The following is an 18,584-nucleotide window of genomic DNA, read 5'->3' as shown; positions in this document are numbered from 1 at the left end:
CGGTCGGCGCGGGCCAGGGGGGCGCGCGGGTGTGCGCCCCCCTGGCCCGGGGTACCGTGCTGGCATGACAAGCATCAGGACCCTGATCATCTTCGGCGCCACCGGCGACCTCACGTCCCGCCTGCTCCTGCCGGGCCTGGGCACGCTCCTGAGCTCGGCCCCGGAGCTGCGCATCGACGTGGTCGGCTCCTCGCGGGAACCGGCGGAGGACTGGGCACAGGTCGTGGCCGAGGCCTTCGACTCCGTCGGCGCGAGCGGGCCCGCCGCCGCGCACACCCGGGAGACCGCCCGCTACGTGGCGGGCGACGTCACCGACGCCGGGGACCTCGAGCGGCTGCTCGACGACGTCGAGGGCCCCGTCTGCCTGTACTTCGCCCTGCCTCCCGCGGTCACCGCGCAGGCGTGCGAGGTCATGGCCGGGCTGGACCTGCCGGAGGACCTGGTGCTGGCCCTCGAGAAGCCGATCGGCTCCGACACGCGGACCGCACGGGAGCTGAACCGGCTCGTGGGCCGGCTCGTCCCCGAGGAGCGGACCTTCCGGGTGGACCACTTCCTGGGCATGCCGGCGGTGCTCAACTTCGTGGGGCTGCGCTTCGCCAACCGGCTGCTGGAGCCGCTCATGAGCCGGGAGCACGTGGAGTCCGTGGAGATCGTCTTCGACGAGACCCTGGGCCTGGAGGGCCGCGCGGGCTTCTACGAGGCCACGGGGGCGCTGCGGGACATGATCCAGTCCCACCTGCTGCAGGTCATGGCCCTCGTCATGATGGAACCGCCCTCCTCCTTCGACCAGGTGGAGATCCCCACGCTGACCAGCCACGTGCTGCGGGCCACGAAGCTCTGGCAGGGCGACGCGGCGGGCGCCGCGACCCGGGGCCGCTACACCGCCGGCAGCGTGGACGGCCGTGAGCTGCCCGACTATGCGGCCGAGGACGGAGTGGACCCGGAGCGCGGGACGGAGACGTTCGCGCAGGTGGTCCTCGAGGTCGACACGTGGCGCTGGAACGGCGTGCCCGTCACCCTGCGCTCGGGCAAGGCGATCGGCAACCCCCGCCAGGAGATCGCCATCACGTTCCGCCGCCCGCCGCACGACTACGAGCAGCTGCCCCGCTCGGGGGACGTCGCGCCGAACGTCCTGCGCATGGGCCTCGAGGAGGAGCAGCTGACCCTGGAGCTGAACGTGGGCGGGCCCTTCGACTCCCGGGGCATGACCCGGGTGACGCTCTCGTCCGGGATGGCCAGGCCGGGCCTGACCGCCTACGGCAGCGTGCTGCGGGGCGTCCTCGAGGGCGACCACACCTTCGGCGTCCGCGGGGACGCGGCGGAGCAGGGGTGGCGCATCGTCGACGAGGTGCTGGCCGCCTTCGAGGACGGCCGGGTCCCGCTGCTCGAGTACCCGGCCGGCAGCTCCGGGCCCGTCTGAGCGGCGGCACCGGCCGGACCGCGGCCGGGCGCCGGGCGTCCGCGGGAACGCCCCGGCCGCCCGGCCGCCCGGCGCCCCGGGGGCTAGAGGTCGCCGATCGCGGAGCCGAGCAGGCGGACCGGCTCGAAGGCCTCCGCGTTGGTGTTCTTGGCCTGCGCCCCGCGGAAGGCGGCCATCCCGCGCACCCGCCCGGGGGTCATGTAGGGCTTGCCGGCCTGGTCCCGGTGGGAGAGCACGGCCTCGACCTTGACGTCGACGTAGCCGTCGATGTCCACGAACACGGACGGGTCGAAGTCGCGGGTCACCGACGGGGACTCGAAGCACAGGATCGAGTGGTGGGCCCGGGCCGCGCGCAGGGTGGCCTGGTGCACCGCGTAGTGGTCCTGGTGCTGGTCGTGGGCGGAGTGGGTGAAGATCACGTCCGGCTCGAACTCCCGGATCGCGGCCTCGATGGCCCGGACCATGTCGTTGCTGACGGTCTCGAGCTTCGTGTCCGGGAAGTCGTGCACCCGCAGGCCCGTGAGCCCCAGGAACGAGGCGCCGCGCTGGGCCTCGGCCGGGCGCAGCCCCACGTTGCCGCCGACCTCCCCGGAGCTCATCACCAGGCCGCGGACCTCGTGGCCGGTGTCGACCAGCTTGGCCAGGGTCGCCCCGCAGGCGAGCTCGAGGTCGTCCGGGTGCGCCCCCACGGCCAGCACCTTCCGGCGCTCGACCACGGTGGTGGCCGGGATCCGCCGCTCGGCGATGACGAAGCCGAAGACCCCGGTGGCGACCAGGGTGGCCACCGCGATCGCGTCGCAGACCAGGGTCACGGGCATGATCGTGGCGCACCACAGGTTGAGCACCAGCAGCACCGCGTACACGGCGACGATGGCCTGGCGCAGCGACCTGGCCCCGGCGATGAACCGCTTGTGCCGCGTGTAGGCGGCGTTCGACAGGACGTAGACGAGGACGACGGTGCTCAGCAGAGCACCCACGACGGATGGCAGCATTTTTTCCCCCCAGGAATGATCGGCCCGGCCCGGAAGCTCCTTCGCTCCGGGTCGATGACGCCACCGGCCCCCCGACCGGTTCGACGTCCACCCCGCCGCGGTGGTCACCACCGGGTCGGGTATGGATCAGTTTGCATGAGGAAACAGTTTTTTGCATCCGTTAATGGCCGTTCGGACGACCCCACATCCGCCCACATCGGCCGGCGACGCACCCGGCCAACTTTATAGTCAGCCTGCTTTCGTATTGCTCCGTTTCGTGTGAGACTGGGCGGACACCGCTCGAGGAGTTCACCGTTCACGGTGACCACCACAGGAAAGAGGTACGTCCATGATCAGCACGATCCAGAACCTTGGTGTCCGCAGCGAGCACGCCTACGCGGCGGGCTTCGCCTCCATCGGCCTGTCCGTCCTCTCCTGGGCGGCCAGCCTCGGCAAGAGCAAGTCCAAGCCCCAGGCCGACCGCTGGGGCCTGTTCGTGGGCGAGTGGACGCCGACCTTCTTCGCGATCGGCGTCGCGCTGAAGCTCGAGGAGACCTCCTCCAAGAAGTAGGTCCCCGGGACAGCGCGTCCCCGGACGCCGCGGCGGCCCCCACCCTTCTGCGGGTGGGGGCCGCCGCCGTGTCCGGGACCGGGCTCAGCGCCTGGCCCGAGGCAGGTCCTTCACGGCAGGGCCCTCGAGCAGGGAGCCGTCGGCGGCGAAGCGGGAGCCGTGCAGGGGGCAGTCCCACGAGCGCTCGGCGTCGTTCCAGCGCAGCACGCCGCCGAGGTGCGTGCAGACGCCGGAGACCTTGCAGGTGGTGCCGTCGACGGTGGACACGCCCACGGGGCGGCCGTGCTCGCGTCCGACGACACCCTGCCCCTCCGCGGGCGTCCCGGCCGGCAGCTCCTTGAGCTCGGCCCTGAGCCAGTCCTTGGGCGCGTTGAGGCCCACCCCCGCGTTGACGCGCAGGGCGGTGAGGATGTCCGACGGCGAGGTCATGCGCCGGCCCAGCGTCTCGGCCCACGGCACGCTGCCGCCGAGGATCTCGGCGTTCAGCGCGATCGCGGCGGCGACGGCGTTGCTCATCCCCCACTTGTTGTAGCCGGTGGCGAGATAGATGCTGCCGCCGCCGCGGGGCAGGGTGCCGATGAAGGGGATGAGGTTGACCGACTCGTAGTCCTGGGCCGCCCACACGTGCGTGCGCTCGGCCCCCGGGAACCAGCGCTGCGTCCAGGACTCGAGGTCGTCCACGGCCGCCTGCGGGGAGGCGGACCGTCCCACCACGTGGTCGTTGCCGCCCACCAGGAGCAGCTCCTCCCCGCCGACCGGCACGGTGCGCAGCGTGCGGGTGGGGCTGTCCGCGGTGATGTACATGCCCTCCGGGACGGACCCCGGCGCCCCGGGGACCCGGTAGGTCAGGGCGTAGGAGCGGTTCGGGGAGAGCTTCGCGAAGTACCCGCCGCGGTCCAGGACCGGGGTGCCCGTGGCGAGCACGAGCCGGTCGGCCCGCACCGGGCCGTGCGAGGTCTGCACCGAGAGGGGTGAGCGGACACCGGCCCCGGTGATCCGGACCCCCTCCACGAGCGTGCCGCCGTGCTCCTTCAGCTCGGCGACGAGGGCGCCGAGCACCTCCATCGGGTGGAACTGGACCTGGTCCGGCATCGTGATGGCCCCGGAGACCTTGTAGGGGAGGCCGGTGTCCCGGGTCCAGTTCATGTGCAGCCCGGCGATGCGGGCGGCCTCGAGCTCCTTGCGCAGCGCGGAGGCGCCCTTCGAGGTCGTGGCGTAGGTGTAGGCGTCGCGGCGTTGGAACGGGACCCCGCGCTCCTCGAGGAACCGGACCAGCCAGTCCATCCCCTCGCGGTTCCCGTCCGCGTAGGCACGCAGCACCTCGTCCGACTGGTGCCGGTGGATCTGGGAGAGCGTGGTGCCCTGCAGCAGGGACAGCTTCGCCGTGGTGTTGCCCGTGGTGACGGCCCCGACGGAACGCGCCTCGAGCACGGCGACCCGCTGGCCCGCACGCGCCAGCAGCACCGCGGTGGTCAGCCCGGTCAGCCCGGCACCTGCGACCACCGTGTCGTAGTGCGCGCCGGGGACGAACCGGTCCGTCGCGGTGGACGGCACCTCGTACGTGTCGAGCCATACGGATCTCATGGAGGAACTCCCTCGTGGTCGCTGCTGCCGGAGTGGTCGTTGCGGTCGCACTTTGGTGCCATCCTGTCGGCCATCAGGTGTGAAGTCCACTGTCCATTCCCGGGGAGGACTCCGCGAGCCCGCTGTCGGTGGCGGTTCCTAGACTCGTCCGCATGCCCCCGGAACCGTCCATGGTCGACATCACCCGCATCTACTACGAACCGGCCGCCGCCGAGCTGCCCCGGGGGCGGCAGGTCCTCGAACGGTGGCCGGACGCCACCCTGGTGGAGGTCCCGAGCCACTGGCAGATCCCGGAGCTGCACGGGGACGAGACCAACGCGCGGCGGTGGGTGCGGATCAAGCGCGAGGCCCTGGTGCTGGGGGTCAAGAAGTCGCTGGCGGCGCGGCCCAACGGCCGGTCGGCGGACTTCATCGCGCCGTCCACGGCCAACGGGTGCGCCATGGCGTGCGCCTACTGCTACGTCCCGCGCCGGAAGGGCTACAGCAACCCGGTGACGGTCTTCGCCAACATCGAGCAGATCACCGGCTACCTGGACCGGCACATCGGCCGGCAGGGCACCAAGCCGGAGCCCAACCAGTGCGACCCGGAGGCGTGGGTCTACGACCTCGGGGAGAACAGCGACTGCTCGGTGGACGCCCTGCTCAGCGACAACGTGCAGGACCTCGTGGACCTGTTCCGCCGCCACCCCACCGCCAAGGCGTCCTTCGCCACGAAGTACGTCAACCGGGAGCTGCTGGACTGGGACCCGCAGGGACGGACCCGGGTCCGGTTCTCGCTGATGCCGGCGCACCTGGCCAAGCTCACGGACATCCGGACCACGCCGGTGCCGGAGCGGATCGCCGCCATCGACGACTTCGTGGCGGCCGGCTACGAGGTGCACGTGAACTTCTCGCCGGTGATCGTCACGGACACGTGGCTGGAGGACTGGGCCGAGCTCTTCGAGCAGCTCGACGACGGCCTGAGCGCGGCGGCCAAGGACCAGCTGGCCTCGGAGGTCATCTTCCTGACCCACAACGCCCAGCTCCACGAGGTCAACACGCAGTGGCACCCCAAGGCCGAGGAGGTGCTGTGGCGCCCGGATCTCCAGGAGACCAAGCGCTCCCAGAACGGGGCCCTCAACGTGCGGTACCGGTTCCGGGACAAGCAGCGGTACCTGGAGCAGTTCCTGGACCTGCTCCACGAGAAGCTGCCGTACTGCGACGTCCGCTACGCGTTCTGAGCCGGAGCCCGCGGGTCACGCCACCCGGGGGTCGTAGCCGTCCGACGGCCGGGAGACGGTGGTCAGCAGGAACACCGAGTCCTCCAGCGCCTCCACCGAGTGGCGGGAGTCGGTGAGGGACAGCAGCTCCCCGGCAGTGAGCTCCTCGGCGAGCTGACCGCGCTTGAGCACCCGGACCCGGCCGCGCAGCAGCTGGAGGGTGGCGGCGGGCGGGGAGACGTGCTCGGCGAGCTCCTTGCCGGCGCACAGCGCCATCATCGTCTGCCGCAGCACGCCGTCGTGGACCACGAGCTCCGCGCTGCGCCCGGCGCCGGAGGCACGCGCCTTGGTGAGATTGGCGGTGGCGAGGTCGTCGAGGCGGGTCATGGGTCCTCCTGGTGGCGCGTCAGCGGTGCGGGTTCAGAGCAGCGCGCCCTCGAGGCGCAGCAGGTACTCCTTGCGTTCCATGCCGCCGGCGTAGCCGGTGAGCCGCCCGTTGGCGCCGATGATCCGGTGGCACGGGACCAGCAGGCTGACGGGGTTGCGGCCGTTGGCCGCCCCGACCGCCTGGGCGGCCCGGGGTGCCCCGACGGCGCGGGCCACCTGCCCGTAGGTGCCGGTCGTGCCGTACGGGATCTGCGCGAGGGCGTTCCACACGCGCACCTGGAACGGTGTCCCGTGGAGGACGACGTCGGCGTCGAACTCCTGCAGCCGTCCCGCGAAGTACTCGCCGAGCTGCTCGCGGACGTGCGGGAGGAGGCTGTCGTCGCGCGCCCCGAAGGAGGTGGGGACCGGTCCCTGGCGTGCACCCTCGACGGAGAGGGCCACGAGCGCCCCCGCCTCCTCCACGAGAGCCAGCGGGCCGATGGGCGACTCCACCACGGCGTGACGCCGGACGGTCGCGGTGGTGGGCGCCGGGCTCAGTCTCAGTGCCATGGGCCGATTCTACGCCCGGCCCAGCGGCCTCCGCGGGGCGCGGGCCAGGGTGTAGGACGGTTCCCGCAGCCGGTAGGTCCACCCGTAGTTCTCGGCGCCCGTGGGGACGTTGAGCAGGGGGTCGAACCGTTCGTCGTCCCCGAACGGCGCGCCGGGACCGAGCTCGACCGTCCCGAAGCGCTGCCACGGCCCGAGCGGTGTGGCCCAGTGCAGACCGAGAACCCAGGGCTCGGCGGCGACCGACGCCCGGAAGAGGTCGGGGCGGGCCGGCAGGCGCTCCGTGCGCGGCTCGGGGTGGGCGGCGACCAGCACCGGGCCGCCGAGAGCCCGGTAGGGCATGAAGGAGGCGAATGCGCTGTCCGGCACGTGCCGGTGGAAGGTCGGGACGAAGCGGGAGAACCGCCCCTCGCCGGCGGTCGCGAGGAGGATGTCGGCCCGGCCGTCGCTGCGGCCCTCCATCTGCCCGGAGGGCGGAACGGGGCAGCGCAGGGCGAGGCCCAGGATGTCCGGCCACCCCTGCGGGAAGCCGATCGAGCGGGAGAAACGGGCCCGCACGGGATCCTCCCCGGCTTCGTCGATCCAGTGGATGCCACTGGTGCCGCCGCCCGTGCGGATCAGGACGCCCTCGAGCCCGACGCCCTCCGAGTGGATGGGCCGCTGGGGCCGGAACTGCTTGAGCAGGACGAACGGCGCCCGGGCGGCGGACCCGAGGAGGGCGCTGATGGGTGGGAACGTCATGACCCCCACGCTACCCGGGCGCGCGCCCTGCTCAGCGGAGTCGGACGCGGATCGGCCCGCGGGCTGTCCGGCCGTCGACCACGCGGCCCTGCTGGGTGATGTCCACGAGCCCGGCGTCGGCCATCCGGTACGCCTCCTGACGCACGTCCTCCATCAGGTCCCGCCAGCCCTCGGCGGCCAGAGCGCGGGCGGCCTCGGAAGGACACACGGTCTTCCCGGACCCGCGGCGGCGGACCAGGTCGAGCAGCACCGAGCGCACCTCGCTGGGCGACGGGGTGGTCACGGGCAGCTCCTCCGTCTCACCGAGGTCTAGGGTCCAGGGGCCGGGCCCCGCCTCCAGGATGTCAGAACGGCGGCGGGTCGTCGGCCGGACCAGGCCGAGGAGCGGCGCGCGGGGCACAGGGCGGAGCGGGGACCGCGAGGAAGTACGGTGCGCGCTCCGGGACCGGATGGTGGTGCTCCTGCGGATAGGTCCGGTGGACCTGCCCTGCAGGCGAGGTCCACTCCAGCACCCCGTGGTCGTGCAGTTCAGGGGCCGGGCGCTCGGGGGCCACGTGCTCCACCCGCCACCGGCCCAGCGGACCGTCCCGGTGCTTGAGCAGGTGGTGGTGCCGGCACAGGTGTGCGAGGTTGTCCGCCGAGGTCCGGCCGCCGTCCGCCCAGGCGACGGTGTGGTCGAGGTCGCACCGCGACGCCCGGCGTCGACAGCCCGGGAAGCGGCACGTGCCGTCCCTGGCTCGCAGCCGGTGCTTGAGATCGGCGGGCACGGCATAGGTGCTGCGGTCCCGGTCCAGGACGGTCCCCGTGACGGGATGGGTGAGGATCCGTGACCAGGAGGGCGCGCGTGCCGCGATCCGCTCCGCGAGACCGACCGGGATGGGCCCGTAGCCCTCCAGCTCCGCACAGCGGGGAGTGCGCGGCAGGCCCTCGATGGAACCGGGGGGCAGCGTCCCGGCGTTCTCGAGGAGCGCGAGAGCGGGCACGGTGACCGTCACGTGCCCGCGGATGCCGCGAAGACGGTCGGGCAGGTCGGCGGGCTCGCCGTCGAGCAGGAGGTCCGCTAGCACGTCGGCGCGCAGCTGGGGCACCGTGCGGCGCTCCGGAGCCCCGGCGGCGGGATCCGACGGTCCGCTGTCCGGGGCGCCCGCGGCGGACGACGCGGGCGACGCCGTGGCCAGGACCTGCGAGGGGAGGACCTCGGGCGGGACCGCGGGGACCGCCCGGTCGACCAGCGTGTCGAGGCGGTCCTGGATGGCGTGCGCGGTGGCCGCGTCCAGGAGGGCGCACAGCTGCGCCATGCCGTCCTCCCGGGGTTCGACCCACACGCGCCGGTCCCGCAGCGCCAGCCGGTGGCGCTGCTCCTCGGTCTCCCGCAGCAGACCTGCGCGGCGTCGGCGGGCGAGGGCGCGCAGCTGGGCCACGGTGCTGCCGGGGGCCCGGAGGAGCAGCTCGTCGACGATCCGCTGGACGGCCTGGACCGGCGCCCGCTGCTCCGGCGGGAGACCGGCGGCGTCCCACACCAGCTCGCGCCACAGCTCGACGAGCACCCCCGCCTGCCGGAAGCCCACCTGGCCCTGCTCGAGCGCCTCGAGGACCTCGGGCAGGGACTCCGCGAGCAGCACGGCGTCCTCGACACGGCGCAGCGCGGTGCCCGCGGGGAGCCGGAGGGCCGGACCGATCTCATCGGCCACGTCCCGCACCGTCTGCTCAGCAGGCTCGAGGGAGTGCGGGCCCAGCCGGTCCGCCTCGGGGCGCATCCAGAGCGCCTCCACCATCCAGCGCTGCTCCCGGGCCTCCTCCTGCAGCTGCCAGAGCCGGTGGAGCAGCCGGTACTGGCGCCCCGCGGCCCGGGCCTCCGCGCGGGACTCCTCGACCAGCGCCCGCACGCCGGCGGAGAACTCCTCGCCGATCTCGGCCAGGTCCGTCTCCTCCCGGAGGGCGTCCTCCAGGCTTCGCGGCGGAACGGCGGTGGCGGCCATGGTTCATGGTCCCCGCCGGATCCGACACGCTAAGACGTGACCCGGACCACCTCCGAGGGTCCCCGCGTCCCGCCCGGCAGAGCCGGGCGGGACGCGAGGAGTGGCTCAGGCCTGCGCGAACGGGTAGTCCGTGTAGCCCTCGGCGCTCTGCGTGTAGAAGGTCCGCGGGTCCGGCACGTTCTCCGGCAGACCCTCCGCCCAGCGCCGCGCCAGGTCCGGGTTCGCGATCGCCGGGCGCCCGACGACGACGCCGTCCGCCACGCCCTCCTCGATCAGCTGCACGCTCTCCTCCCGGGTGGTCGGGACGTCGCTGAAGCCGCTGTTGGCCAGGAAGGCGCCGCCGAAGCGGGTGCGCAGCCCCTGGACGAACTCCCCCGCCGGCTCCTTGTGCAGCACGGAGAGGTAGGCCAGGCCGAGGCCCCCGATGCCGTCGACGAGGGCGGCGTACGTGGCCCGGACGTCCTCGTGGTCCGTCTCCCAGGCGTCCTGGATGTTGTGCTCCGGCGAGATCCGCAGACCGACCCGCTCCGCGCCGACGGCCTCGGCCACGGCCCGGACCAGCTCGACCACGAAGCGGGCGCGGTTCTCGGGGGAGCCGCCGTACTCGTCGGTGCGCTGGTTGGCGCCCGGCGCGAGGAACTCGTGCAGCAGGTAGCCGTTCGCGCCGTGGATCTCCACACCGTCCAGGCCCGCCTCGATCGCGTTGCGAGAGGCCCGGACGAAGGACTCCACCACGCCCGGCAGCTCCTCGGCGGTCAGCGCGTGCGGCACGGGGTAGTCGGCCTTGCCCTGGTAGGTGTGCGTCTTCCCCTCGATCGCGAGAGCACTCGGGGCCACCGGCTGGGAGCCGCCGTTGATGTCCGGGTGCGTCACGCGCCCGGCGTGCATGACCTGCATGAACAGGCGGCCGTCGGCGGCGTGGACGCTCTCGGCCACCCGGCGCCAGCCCTCGACCTGCTCGGGCGTCTCGATGCCGGGCTGGTAGGCGAAGCCCTGCCCCACCACGTCGGGGTACGTGCCCTCGGTGACGATGAGGCCCATCGAGGCGCGCTGGGTGTAGTGGTCCACGTTGAGCTCGCCGGGGACGCCGTCCCGACCGGAGCGCATCCGGGTGAGCGGCGCCATGACCAGGCGGTTCGGCAGCTCGAGGGAGCCGAGGGTGACGGGGGTGGACAGGGTGGAGTGCGGCACGGGGAGACCTTTCATCAGGGAACTGGTTCTTTCCGTGTCAACAGGAGATTCCCCGGAGTTATTTGCGCTCCGGCTGTCTCGTTCCTCACAGCTGGCGACAGTGATACCCCTTGGACGCCAACGGCACGCGGTGAACCACCAGCACCGCGCAGGTGTATCGCACGGGCCACGCCCCGGGTCCCGGGATTCCTCATCCGCCCTCCCGGCCGGACCGGGCGCGGCCGTAGCCGCGCGGAGTGGCGCCCAGCACCGACCGGAACTCCCGGGTGAGGTGGGACTGGTCCGCGAAGCCCAGCTCCGCGGCGAGCGCCCCGAGGTCCGCGGCCGGGTCCGCGCGCATCCGCTCGGCCGCCTCCTGGAGCCGACGACGACGGAGCAGCAGCTGGGGCGGCATCCCCACGAACCGGGCCGCGAGCCGCTGCAGCGAGCGTTCGGACACGTGCAGTTGCCGGGCCAGGTCGGCCGGGCTCCGCGCGACGGTCCCCGCCTCGAGGAGGTCGACCATGCGATTGGCCAGGGCGCCGTCCCGCGCCGCGGACGGGGGCACCGGCGCCGCCAGCGTCCGGACGTGGTCCGCGAGCAGGGCCGCCGCCCGCAGGTGCCGGCCGGCCGGGTCGGCACCCGCGACAGCCCCCGCGGCGGCAGAGCGCAGCCCGGGCGCGCTGACGGACTCCGTTCCGCCGAGCGGATCCGCCGGACGCGCCCGCCGCCCGGCCGGGCCGACCCCCGCCATGGCCTCCGCGACGGCGGAGCGCAACCCGGGCGCACTGACGGGCGCGGACCCGTCGAGCAGGTCCGCCGGGTGCTCCGTGAACAGCAGGACCCCCGCCGGGCGCAGCAGCGCGCCGACCGCCCAGCCCCGGCCGGTGAGCCCCCGGGTGGACGCACGGCTCGTGGGCCCGTGCAGCGCCACCCCGTCCGGTTCGACCACCACGTTGCTCGCCGGATAGCCCAGCACCAGCTGCTCGGCCCGCTCCCCCGCCGGCAGGTCCCACTCGGGGATCCACAGCTGCCGGACGAGGTGGGCGACGTCGTCGGGCGCGGGCAGGCGCACGACCGTGGCGTGCGGTCCCGGGGTGAGGTGGCCCCGCGTGGTGGGCGGCTCGCTCATGGCACGAGCGTAACCACCCGAGGGTGGCGGGAATCTTCAAGACCGGCCGGCACCGGCTGCCTAGGCTCGGAGCATGAGCACAGAGCAGAACCTCCGTGGGGTCACCGGAGCACACACCACCGACGGGACGCCCCGGGGGTTCACGTCCCTGACCCCGTTCATCGCGGTGGTCGACGCGGCCGCGGCGCTCGACTTCTACACCCGCACCTTCGGGGCCGCCCTCGTCGACCGCACCGACATGCCCGGGCCGGACGGGACCCCCGTCGTCGTGCACGCGACCATCGATCTCGGCGACGGACGGCTCCAGCTGGGCGAGGTGAACCCCGACTTCCACCTCGTGGCCCCGCCCGCGGGCGACGACGACTGCTATTCGCTGGGCCTCTACGTCCCGGACGTCGATGACGTGGTGGCGCGTGCCGTCGCCGCCGGCGCCACCGTGCGCGAACCCGTCAGCACGTTCGTCTCCGGCGACCGCTACGGCAGCATCCGTGACCCGTTCGGCGTCCGCTGGTCGGTCATGACCCGGGTCGAGGACCTCTCCGAGGAGCAGAGCAGTGCCCGGGTCGCCGAGTGGGCGGAGTCCATGGGGCAGGAATGAGGCGTCGCGGAGGGTCCGGGCCCCGCGCGCGAACTCCTCGGACGCGCACGGGGTCCGGCCTCCGGGACGGGTCCCGGTCGCGGCTCTCCAACCCTCGACCGGGACCGTCAGCTTCTCCCTGTGTCCCGGGGATGCCCCCTCGCGCTGCTCAGCCAACCACCTCCTGCTGAACACGAGCTGAAGCAGGCTTCCTGGGCGGTGGCTCGGTGGTGCCGGTGGTGCCGTCCGTGCCCGCCGGCGCGAGCGCGCCGGCTCAGGGCGCGGCGAACCAGAAGTCGTCGAACCCGTACTTCAGCACCCGGTAGGCGAAGTCGTCCTCGGTCGTCCCCGCGAGGGCGTAGTCGAAGCGGGCGATGACCTGGCGCTGAGCGTCGTACTCGGCGAACGTCAGGGCCTGGCCGCTGTTGACCACCAGCGGACCGCCGAGGTCCTGCACGTTGCTGACGATCGCGGAGTAGGGCACGGGGACGGTCTCGACCTCGCTGTAGGTCCCGGCGTTCTCGTCGACGAGGTACTTCCGGTACTCCGAGCGGAGGGAGGGGTCCGCCGTGGGCACCGGGGAAGTCCCGACGGGCACAGGGGCCGTGTAGTCCGGACGGCTTCTCATGCTCCAGAACGAGTTGTCGAACATCGTGAGGTAGTACTGGCCGTCCGCCAGCGCCGCGTCGTCGTGGCGCACCACCGAGTGCTGCCCACCGGTGTCGGGGAAGTCCCCCGTCTTCTCGAGGAGCAGGTCCTCGGCCCCGGTGCCGGCCCAGACCTCGCGCTGGCCGATGATGTAGTCGGCCGTGGGGTTCCCGTGGACGTCGTCGACCTTCAGGATCGCGGAGTTCTCGCGCGCGCTGACGATCACGGAGTCGCCGTCCGGGGACCAGTCGACCGAGTTCAGGTGCAGCCAGTCGTCCACCTCACCCGGACCGTAGAACCCCGGGCCGTAGGGCTGGGTGCGGGACTTGTAATCGGCGAGGAGCTCCGTGAAGTCGACCGTCTTCTCGTAGGTCCCGGTCTCGAGGTCCAGGGACACCAGGACGTCCTCCACACTGCCCTTGGCGGTCTCCGTCGCCAGGATCACGAGCTTGCCGTCGTCGGTGACGTCGAAGTCGTGGTGCATCTCGAAGCCCGCCAGGACGTGCGTGGCCACGACCCGGCCCAGGCCGTCGATCCGGGCGACCTTGTCCGTCCCGACGGTGGTCACCATGGTGTCGCCGTAGAACTCCAGCCGGTCCGTGCGGTAGCCGTCGAGGTCGAACTCGGCGCGCAGCACCCCCGCGTTGTCGTAGAGCAGGGTGTAGTCGATGTGGCGCCTCAGCCCCATGACCGCGAACAGCCCGTCGGTGAGCTCCTCGGCGTTCCCCACCACGGTCCGGTCGAGGGTCGTGCGGTCGCCCGACGCGCTCGGCGGAGCGGTCATGGTGAACGAGAACTCCGTGGGCCCGCCGTCGTCGGGCTGCCAGGTGGTGGTCACGGTGTTCTCGGCGCCCGGGACCACCCCGATGAGCTGCCCCTCGAACGACGCGGCGCTCGGGTCGTGGTCCTTGGCGACGCGCGTGAAGTCCTCGGTGCCGGGAGAGCTGACGGTGTACGTCAGGGTGCCGCTGCCCTCGGTCTCGAACTGGGCGTGCACGCCGGTGGTGTTGGTGCCGAAGGGGTTGAGGACGAGCAGAGGAGCCTCGGGAGAGGAGCCCAGGGACTTCAGGTCGTCCAGCGCGGCGTCGACCACCTCCTGCACGTCCGGGGCGAAGCTGTCGCGCTCCTCGGGAACTCCGTTGCGGGTGACCGAGACGGTGTAGACGTTCGTGTCCGCCTCCGGGTAGGTCTCGGCCGTGGCCGCCACCTGCTCGGCGGCAGGCACCACGGGAGGAGCACCGGGCTGCTGCAGCACCCGCGGAGGCCCGACCGCGAGGGCCGGGCCCCCCGACACGACCAGAGCGGCCGCCGTGAGCAGGGTGACGGAACGAGCACGCGATCGGTGGGACATCTGGGACTCCTGGCGGTGGGCGCGGCGGTGAAGTCCGGCCGATTGTAGCCACGCAAGACCCCTCTGATAAGGGGCGATGTCTTTGCGGGGGCTAACGCCGCACCCCAGGCGCATGTCGGCGACGGGAATGTCCCCGGATGACCTCCGGGCGGTCCGGCGATCCGTGCCGTGCCGTCCTGCGGGTGCCGCTCCGGGTCCGCCTCACTGACCCCCGCCGGGCTCGCACCGGTCGGCGCAGTCGCGCAGCCGCGCCACGAGTTCCTGCGCCGCCGGGTCCTGGTCGAACTCGCTCACCACGAGGCGCCGGACGCCGGAGCTCTCCTGGACCTCGATCACGTAGGACTGCTGGTCGGCCGCTCCCTGGCGGGTCGTCGGGGCGGTCGATCCCAGCCGGTGCGCCAGGACGGTCTCGAAGAGGTCGAGGAGCGCGTCCTGCTGCGCCCGGGGCAGGGACTCGGTCTCGAAGCTCCGCTCCGCGGCCAGCCCGGGGAAGTACGCGAGGCCTCCCTCGAGGCGGTAGCTGACTCTCGCCATGGACGGCACCGTCCCTCCGTCGGACGCGGATGGCCAAGACCGGGCCCGCGCGGGGACCGGCGGGGCCGGTGAGGAATCAGTTCCCGACTATACCCGCGGCGCCCTTCCGGGTCAGGCGCCAGCACCCGTCCGCTCCGTCGAACGTGGTCATGGCGCCCGTGGCGACGTCGCCCACCAGGGTGCCGGCGTACCGGGCCGCACCGGCGTCGAAGGACAGGAGCAGGGTGCCGTCCTGCTGGTGCCACTGGCCGGACAGCTCTCCGGTGAACGAGCCGTTGTCGTGGAAGGTCAGATGCACCCGCGCGGAGGAGTCCGTGCAGCCCCAGCTGTACTGGAGCACCCACTCGTCCGCGAGGGCGCCCACGGACCGGGCCGCCTCGGGAGCGACCCCCACCTGCTGCCAGGCGTCCGCCACCACGGCCTGCTCCGCGGGTCCGAACAGGGCGGCGGCGTGCTCGATCGTGAGGCCCGCGAAGTCCTTGAACTGCGCGACCCACCGCAGGCGCCGCAGCTCGGGATCACGCATCGCGGCGTACCAGATCCGGCCGGCCCTGTCCCAGCTGTGGCCGCCCAGTCCGGTCGCCGCGATGCAGAACGCCCGGTTCGGGATGCCGGAGTTGATGTGCACCCCGCCGTTGTCGTCCAGGGTGTGCACGAAGCGGGACATGTGGTCCGGCTGCGGGTCCTTGCCGAGCACGTCGTCGTCGAACGCGGTGCCGGGTGCCTTCATCGAGCGGAGGCCCACCCCGTTGACGGCGCTCGTGAACAGGCCTGCACCGATGATCCAGTCGGCGTCCGCCGCCGTCTGGCGGGGAACGGCCACGTACTGCTTGACCATGGCCCCGATGACGTCGGAGAAGTGCTCGTTGAGCGCCCCGGACTGGTACATGTACAGCAGGTCGGACTCGTGCGTGGTGATGCCGTGCGCGAGCTCGTGCCCGATGACGTCCACGGCGGCGGTGAAGCGGTTGAAGTACTGGCCGTCGCCGTCCCCGAAGATCATCTGCCGGCCGTCCCAGGCCGCATTGTTGTACTTCTCCTGGTAGTGCACCGTGCCGAGCAGGGGCATGCCGGCGTCGTCGAGGGAGTTGCGCCCGAAGACCTCCTGCAGGAGGTCGAACGTGGAGCCCAGCCCGTCGTACGCCTCGTCCACGGCGGGGTCCCCGCTGGCGGGGGCTCCCTCCGAGCGCACGAGCGTCCCCGGGAGCTCCGCGGTGTTGCCGGCCGAGTGGACCTTCCGCTCCCTGTGGGCGGTCGGCTGCGCCGCGACGGCCCGAGCGGTGAGGTCCGCGATCAGCCGTTCCGCCCGGACCGTGGTGTCCACGGCCAGCGCGGCCAGGGCGTTCCGGCGGGTCTGCTCGTCCCCGTGCACCGCCATCTGCTCGTGCACGTACGGCGGGATCACCCCGCAGAACGCTCCGTGCCGGTGTCCGTGGTCCGTGGTCATCGCTTCCCCACCCCTCCGCATCAGATCCGGTTGCCCGCGGCGTCCAGCTCACCGGGCGCCGTCCCCGGGCCGTCCGGCGCACCGGGCGCCGTCCCCGCGGAGTCCAGCCTCCGCCCGGCGACGTCCGCCGGCTGCCCGGCGCTGCTGTCCGCGGATCCCGGCCCGCCGGCGCTTCCCTGCCTGGCCAGGTACCAGCAGCCGCCCGGCGAGCCGTCGAAGGAGGACATCGCTCCTGCTCCCGCGGTGCCGGTGACCGTGCCGCCGTACTGCGCGGGGCCGTCGGCGAAGCGGAGCAGCAGGGTGCCGTCCTGCTGCCGCCAGGCGCCGGAGAACCCCCCGCCCGAGAAGGTGCCGTCCGGGTCGAACACGAGGCCCACCCTGCCGTAGTCGTCGGTGCAGCCCCAGCTGAAGTGGAGCACCCACGGACCGGAGATCGTCACTGTTCCGCCCCTTTCCTCGCCCGGCGCACGAGCACCGGCGGGACCGCTGACCGGGTGCTCCGGGAGCCGGAGAACCATGTGCAGCGATCATCCCACCAGGATCCGACGGCGTACCGGCCGGCGCGGAAATCAGCAGCCGGTGCCCTGCGGGTTCTCGAGGCAGTCGTCCGCGTAGTTGCGCACCGTGGAGCGCCAGACGCTGATCGGCACGGACGCGCTCGCGACGTCGTTGAGCCCCGCCACGGGCAGCCATGGTCCACCCGCCACGGAGTACTCGCCGGAGAACCAGGTGGTGAGCGAGACGGCGTAGTCACCCGTCTCCGTGTAGACGTGACTGGTGTCGGTCTCCACGTCCCACGCCCCCTCCGCGAGCGGGGCGCCGCTGAGCTCGGTCGGCCCGAGCGCGGTCCCGTCGCCGTAGTCCCATGCGTACTGGACCGGCACGGCGCGCACCTCGACCGGGAAGCCACCCAGCTCGGTGCTGAACTGCTGGGGCCGGGCCTCCGCCCAGACGTTGGTGTGCATGCCCCGCAGCGTGTCGGGCGCGGGCTGGACGGCACTGGCCGCGGGCGCGACGGCGAGCGTCCTGAAGTCCTGCAGGGTGAAGGTCGGTAGCTCCACGACCTCCTCGCCGCCCTCCGCCTCGGCGACCGCCACGCACATCGGCTCGCCCCACGGCGTGCTGGGCCCCTCCCCCTGCCGGACGACGACGTTCATGTAGACGCCCTCCCCACCGTCGGCCGTGGTGCAGTCCCGCTCGGCCAGGCAGTCCTCGAGGATGTCACCCGTCCGGTTGGTGCACGGGTTCTGCAGGCCGAACGTCTGCTGCTTCGACTGCGCGATGGTGTCCGGGTTGAACGGCCGGTCGACGCCCTGGTCGCTCAGGTACTGGCGGAGCGCCTTCTGAAAAGCGGGGTCCTCGTCCGGGTCGTAGTCGACCGGGGCTGCACCCACGGCAACTGAACCTTGTTGGTGGTCATTGCCGACCACAATTGGCGGCCCCTCATCGAGCCGGACCTCCAGTTTCATCTTGTCCCCGTCTGCGACAGCAGTCGTCGACTTCGAGATATCGGCATTGCGCTGATTGGGAACGGAATGTCCACTTCCCACGCCAGCTACTCGATCGGCAAGCCGCGATGAATCGTCAGACGTGCCGTAAGCCGGAAGTGTCTGAATGCAAATTAGTGCGCATAAAAGTGCGACCACGCGTGCCCTGCTAGCCATTTTTCATACCAGTACCTGGCATATTGGCTGCTGTTATGTAGACCCATTTGCCATTCTCGTAATCCAAGTATACCGGGAATGGATCTCCCTCACCTGTGCGCGGATGGGCCTCATACGTGACTTCCCCGTCTTCGATGAGCTTAATTCCTTCTGAATTTGACAGCGCAATTGGCTTGTAAATGCCGTCGGCCGTCAATGAGAGAGTCGATTCCTGCAGAATAATATTCTCCCTGCCCCCCACAAACCAGGCACCTTCGGCATAAACATCTTCAACTACAGCAAATTGGTCGCCGCACAGTTCACATGCCTCACTAACAACTTCTCGAATGTAAGAAGTGTCGCCCGTTTGATTCGCGTACCACATGGCGTCGGACCAGTAGTCGAGGAAGGCCTGCGCCCCGTCCCGGGACTCCTTCTTCGCCAGGTCCGGTATGACGGGCTTCGGCACGTTCTGCGCGGGCCCGTCGAGCGAGGCCGGCACGTAGTCGGCGGGAGTGGCGTCCGGACCAGGCTCCGATGAGCTCGCCGCAGCCGATGAGGCGGTGCTGGAGGGGGACGCCGCGGCGCCGTCGTCGTCGGGACCGCATCCCGTGAGGAGCAGTGCCGCCAGGGCGACGCCCCCGACCACCGTGCCGACTGGGCTGGATCGCACCATGAAGTTCC

At 72.1% G+C, this 18,584-nt stretch carries 19 protein-coding genes; 4 read left to right on the top strand and 15 right to left on the bottom strand.

All coding sequences use genetic code 11. From position 1 onward, the window contains the following. Positions 1–64: 64 nt before the first annotated feature. Complete coding sequence (locus E7Z53_RS03060) at positions 65–1,420, top strand: glucose-6-phosphate dehydrogenase (RefSeq protein WP_115163253.1); 1,356 nt, start codon at positions 65–67, stop codon at positions 1,418–1,420. Between the two features lie 83 nt (positions 1,421–1,503). On the opposite strand, the gene E7Z53_RS03055 is transcribed toward E7Z53_RS03060, so the two are convergent. Continuing rightward, positions 1,504–2,397, bottom strand: a complete 894-nt coding sequence (locus E7Z53_RS03055; protein WP_369597942.1) for a PIG-L deacetylase family protein — start codon at positions 2,395–2,397, stop codon at positions 1,504–1,506. A 343-nt stretch (positions 2,398–2,740) separates the two neighbouring features. Here E7Z53_RS03055 and E7Z53_RS03050 point away from each other — a divergent pair, with 343 nt between their 5' ends. Further along, positions 2,741–2,962 carry a hypothetical protein gene (locus tag E7Z53_RS03050; RefSeq protein ID WP_017831777.1) on the top strand — a complete coding sequence of 74 codons (222 nt, stop codon included), beginning with the start codon at positions 2,741–2,743 and terminating at the stop codon, positions 2,960–2,962. A gap of 84 nt (positions 2,963–3,046) precedes the next feature. On the opposite strand, the gene E7Z53_RS03045 is transcribed toward E7Z53_RS03050, so the two are convergent. Continuing rightward, on the bottom strand, positions 3,047–4,546 hold the full coding sequence (locus tag E7Z53_RS03045; protein ID WP_176337125.1) for an FAD-dependent oxidoreductase: 1,500 nt from the start codon (positions 4,544–4,546) through the stop codon (positions 3,047–3,049). A gap of 152 nt (positions 4,547–4,698) precedes the next feature. Between E7Z53_RS03045 and E7Z53_RS03040 the strand changes: the two genes are divergently transcribed. Then, positions 4,699–5,766, top strand: coding sequence for a spore photoproduct lyase family protein (locus E7Z53_RS03040; RefSeq protein ID WP_242630416.1), 1,068 nt, complete (start codon positions 4,699–4,701; stop codon positions 5,764–5,766). A 15-nt stretch (positions 5,767–5,781) separates the two neighbouring features. On the opposite strand, the gene E7Z53_RS03035 is transcribed toward E7Z53_RS03040, so the two are convergent. The 7 genes from E7Z53_RS03035 to E7Z53_RS03005 form a co-directional block, all read right to left on the bottom strand. Beyond that, the gene (locus E7Z53_RS03035) at positions 5,782–6,132 is read right to left on the bottom strand and encodes a hypothetical protein (protein ID WP_017831774.1); all 351 of its coding nucleotides are present in this window, start codon (positions 6,130–6,132) and stop codon (positions 5,782–5,784) included. 33 nt (positions 6,133–6,165) lie between these two features. Beyond that, the gene (locus E7Z53_RS03030; RefSeq protein ID WP_109221616.1) at positions 6,166–6,681 is read right to left on the bottom strand and encodes a methylated-DNA--[protein]-cysteine S-methyltransferase; all 516 of its coding nucleotides are present in this window, start codon (positions 6,679–6,681) and stop codon (positions 6,166–6,168) included. A 9-nt stretch (positions 6,682–6,690) separates the two neighbouring features. After that, positions 6,691–7,419, bottom strand: coding sequence for a hypothetical protein (locus E7Z53_RS03025; RefSeq protein ID WP_035924247.1), 729 nt, complete (start codon positions 7,417–7,419; stop codon positions 6,691–6,693). Between the two features lie 31 nt (positions 7,420–7,450). Further along, a complete protein-coding gene (locus E7Z53_RS03020; protein ID WP_017831771.1) occupies positions 7,451–7,702 on the bottom strand; it encodes a DUF3253 domain-containing protein in 252 nt (83 codons plus the stop codon). A 61-nt stretch (positions 7,703–7,763) separates the two neighbouring features. Continuing rightward, on the bottom strand, positions 7,764–9,398 hold the full coding sequence (locus E7Z53_RS03015) for an HNH endonuclease signature motif containing protein (RefSeq protein ID WP_176337124.1): 1,635 nt from the start codon (positions 9,396–9,398) through the stop codon (positions 7,764–7,766). Between the two features lie 105 nt (positions 9,399–9,503). Further along, complete coding sequence (locus E7Z53_RS03010; RefSeq protein WP_176337123.1) at positions 9,504–10,604, bottom strand: alkene reductase; 1,101 nt, start codon at positions 10,602–10,604, stop codon at positions 9,504–9,506. 175 nt (positions 10,605–10,779) lie between these two features. Further along, positions 10,780–11,700: a helix-turn-helix domain-containing protein gene (locus E7Z53_RS03005; protein WP_176337122.1), complete on the bottom strand. Its 921-nt coding sequence runs from the start codon at positions 11,698–11,700 to the stop codon at positions 10,780–10,782. Positions 11,701–11,773: 73 nt separating this feature from the next. Between E7Z53_RS03005 and E7Z53_RS03000 the strand changes: the two genes are divergently transcribed. Next, on the top strand, positions 11,774–12,298 hold the full coding sequence (locus E7Z53_RS03000; RefSeq protein WP_017831766.1) for a VOC family protein: 525 nt from the start codon (positions 11,774–11,776) through the stop codon (positions 12,296–12,298). A gap of 253 nt (positions 12,299–12,551) precedes the next feature. On the opposite strand, the gene E7Z53_RS02995 is transcribed toward E7Z53_RS03000, so the two are convergent. From E7Z53_RS02995 to E7Z53_RS02970, 6 genes are all read right to left on the bottom strand, one after another. Continuing rightward, complete coding sequence (locus E7Z53_RS02995; RefSeq protein ID WP_176337121.1) at positions 12,552–14,276, bottom strand: aryl-sulfate sulfotransferase; 1,725 nt, start codon at positions 14,274–14,276, stop codon at positions 12,552–12,554. Positions 14,277–14,477: 201 nt separating this feature from the next. Beyond that, positions 14,478–14,810 (bottom strand): protealysin inhibitor emfourin, encoded by a 333-nt coding sequence (locus tag E7Z53_RS02990; RefSeq protein WP_152609229.1) that lies wholly within the window; start codon positions 14,808–14,810, stop codon positions 14,478–14,480. Between the two features lie 76 nt (positions 14,811–14,886). Then, positions 14,887–16,257, bottom strand: a complete 1,371-nt coding sequence (locus E7Z53_RS02985; RefSeq protein ID WP_176337120.1) for a M4 family metallopeptidase — start codon at positions 16,255–16,257, stop codon at positions 14,887–14,889. Positions 16,258–16,277: 20 nt separating this feature from the next. Next, positions 16,278–16,697, bottom strand: coding sequence for a hypothetical protein (locus E7Z53_RS02980; protein ID WP_017831762.1), 420 nt, complete (start codon positions 16,695–16,697; stop codon positions 16,278–16,280). A gap of 129 nt (positions 16,698–16,826) precedes the next feature. Next, complete coding sequence (locus tag E7Z53_RS19945) at positions 16,827–17,651, bottom strand: PKD domain-containing protein (RefSeq protein WP_176337119.1); 825 nt, start codon at positions 17,649–17,651, stop codon at positions 16,827–16,829. A 262-nt stretch (positions 17,652–17,913) separates the two neighbouring features. Continuing rightward, a complete protein-coding gene (locus E7Z53_RS02970; RefSeq protein WP_176337118.1) occupies positions 17,914–18,576 on the bottom strand; it encodes a DUF6318 family protein in 663 nt (220 codons plus the stop codon). Positions 18,577–18,584: the final 8 nt, after the last annotated feature.

It is taken from the genome of Kocuria salina (assembly GCF_013368965.1).
Classification (GTDB): domain Bacteria; phylum Actinomycetota; class Actinomycetes; order Actinomycetales; family Micrococcaceae; genus Kocuria; species Kocuria rosea.
Note: the sequence above shows the minus strand (reverse complement) of the source record. Positions and strands in the feature narration are given on the sequence as shown.